Origin of the sequence: Bartonella sp. AP7XZML (genome assembly GCF_042195745.1) — a bacterium.
GTDB lineage: Bacteria > Pseudomonadota > Alphaproteobacteria > Rhizobiales > Rhizobiaceae > Bartonella.
Window position 1 is genome coordinate 1 of sequence record NZ_JBHIOT010000104.1, and the last position, 2,192, is coordinate 2,192.

The following is a 2,192-nucleotide window of genomic DNA, read 5'->3' on the forward strand; positions in this document are numbered from 1 at the left end:
AACTTCTGTGTATTATACATGGAAGTTCCTTTTAAGGTGAATTGACCTAGACAGGAAACATTTACAATGATACAATTCCGCCTGTTGTTACGGGTTACATCTTGTTGTTTCCTGTCTGGTTTTACGTCAGCTAACCGAAACCTGACGTAAACTCTTTATGGGTTTGAGCTGCAACTCAAACCCTTTTTATTCTGATTTAATATTTAATGTTTTCATTCTAACCTTTGCTGCTTGTAATGAAACTTTATAGCACTTAGCGATCTCTTCTGGAGTCTTAAATTTGGGCATACCTGAACGTGGCATTAAAAGTTCAGCGGCAAACTGATCAGCTTGCCGTTCTGAACTGCGATAAGCAGGTATTTCATGAGAATCAATTACGCGTTGTAAGGGTAAATTTGTATGTAAAAAGAGGTGAGCAAATTCATGAGCAACTGTAAATCTTGCACGACCATTACCATCGTACGCATCTCTATAAATATCTTCTCTTAAAACGATGAACTTACCTTGTGGATCAGTTAAACCACCCACATTTCCCAGTTCTTTCTTATCTGCGATACGTAAATGAAAATCTCGCTTCATATTAGGCAAAATGTGTTCAATAAACTCCATTACTGGAAAATATTGGACATCTGACAATTGTAATTCTCTTCGAAATAAACCAGCTAAATAACTAATTTTGTGCCAACTACGAGGAGGAACTTCATAATCAATGCTTTTATACACCTTCTATTTACCTTCTTTTTCTTTTATCTGTTTCATTAATTTTTTCATTTTTTCTACATCTTCTGGAGAAATGTTATCTATAACTCTAGCAAACATACCAACAAGTTCACCTGTGGATGAATTAGAAGACTTTATTGTAAAACTCTTACGGCAGGCATCAGCCTCTTTTCTTAAGAGAGAAGCCATATCTTGATCTAAATCGTATAATTCTATGATCTTTTCTTCCATACCAACAGGCACAGATTTTTTGCCAATCTCGACAGAAGATAAAAACGCTACAGATATACCTAATTTATCAGCCATATCTAAAAGACGTTCTGCATGATCAATACGGAGTTTTCGTATGGTTTTACCAAAGGATGTAAGCATCAAATATAACTCCAAAGGACGGATAATTAATCTTAATAAGTTGAATATATTTTATCTTAAGGTATAAATCAACTCTTTTTTTTACAATAATTACAAATTGCCAATAGCAAAAATTTAAAAATTATCGAAAGTTGCTTGACATTATAGTAGGAGTATGAATAATCGAATCAGGTGCCTCAAAAACACCTTAAACACATAGCGGATAGATTGCCGAAACAGTCTTTTCACCGCCAATTAAAAGCTTTGACTCATTATATGTTACTCGCATATAATGATATTGTCGGGTGTAGTTATGCTATACAATACCCTTTGGGGAAGGCATAACGACGGGCTATGTGCCGTGTTTTTGAGCACCCGGCGCTCTTCATAGAGTGTCAATCAAAAACCTTTAAGCACATAGGAGCCAAATCATGGCACAATATTTAATCGACATACACAAAGCTACAATTGATGGTGATACCGTTCAGACGGTAAATGCACGTGAGTTACATGCATTTTTGGAAATAGGTAAAGATTTTTCTAATTGGATTACTGACCGTATCAAAAAATATAATTTATCAGAAAATCAAGACTTTGTTTGCTCGCCAATTTTGGCGAGCAAAGGTAGAGGTGGACACAATCGTAAAGATTATCATCTCACCTTAAGTGTAGCTAAAGAACTTTCGATGCTTGAGAATAATAAGAAAGGTAGAGAGGCTCGTTTATACTTTATCAAATGTGAACGGCTTTTGAAACAAGTAGTGACACCACAAGTTGACTACTCCAAACCGGAGGCATTACTTGGTGTTTTGAATCACTTACAAAGTCAAATTGAGCAGAAAGATCATGTCATTGCCGAATTGGCTCCAAAAGCAAAAGCTTTGGAAGGTTTAAAACGTTCTGATGGATTGTTTGGTCTTATTGAAGCTGCAAAGATGTTAGAGGTACGACCAAAAGATTTAACCGATTACTTGCGTAAACATGATTGGGTTTATCGACGGGCTCCAGGGGCGCCTCTGTTACCTTATCAGGATAAAATCAAGAAAGGCTTTATGGACTGCCCTGCTATCACCATTCAAAGACCGGATGGTACAGAAAAGGTACTCCCTTCAACGAAAATC

3 protein-coding genes are annotated in these 2,192 nt (G+C 36.3%); 1 reads left to right on the forward strand and 2 read right to left on the reverse strand.

Annotated elements, in window-relative coordinates:
• Positions 1-186: 186 nt before the first annotated feature.
• Both ACFILT_RS08740 and ACFILT_RS08745 read right to left on the reverse strand, forming a co-directional pair.
• Positions 187-723, reverse strand: coding sequence for an ImmA/IrrE family metallo-endopeptidase (locus ACFILT_RS08740; RefSeq protein ID WP_375639618.1), 537 nt, complete (start codon positions 721-723; stop codon positions 187-189).
• Between the two features lie 3 nt (positions 724-726).
• The gene (locus ACFILT_RS08745; RefSeq protein WP_375639622.1) at positions 727-1,092 is read right to left on the reverse strand and encodes a helix-turn-helix domain-containing protein; all 366 of its coding nucleotides are present in this window, start codon (positions 1,090-1,092) and stop codon (positions 727-729) included.
• Positions 1,093-1,502: 410 nt separating this feature from the next.
• On the opposite strand from ACFILT_RS08745, the gene ACFILT_RS08750 reads away from it, so the two are divergent.
• A partial coding sequence (locus tag ACFILT_RS08750; RefSeq protein ID WP_375679914.1) for an antA/AntB antirepressor family protein occupies positions 1,503-2,192 on the forward strand: 690 nt, incomplete at its 3' end.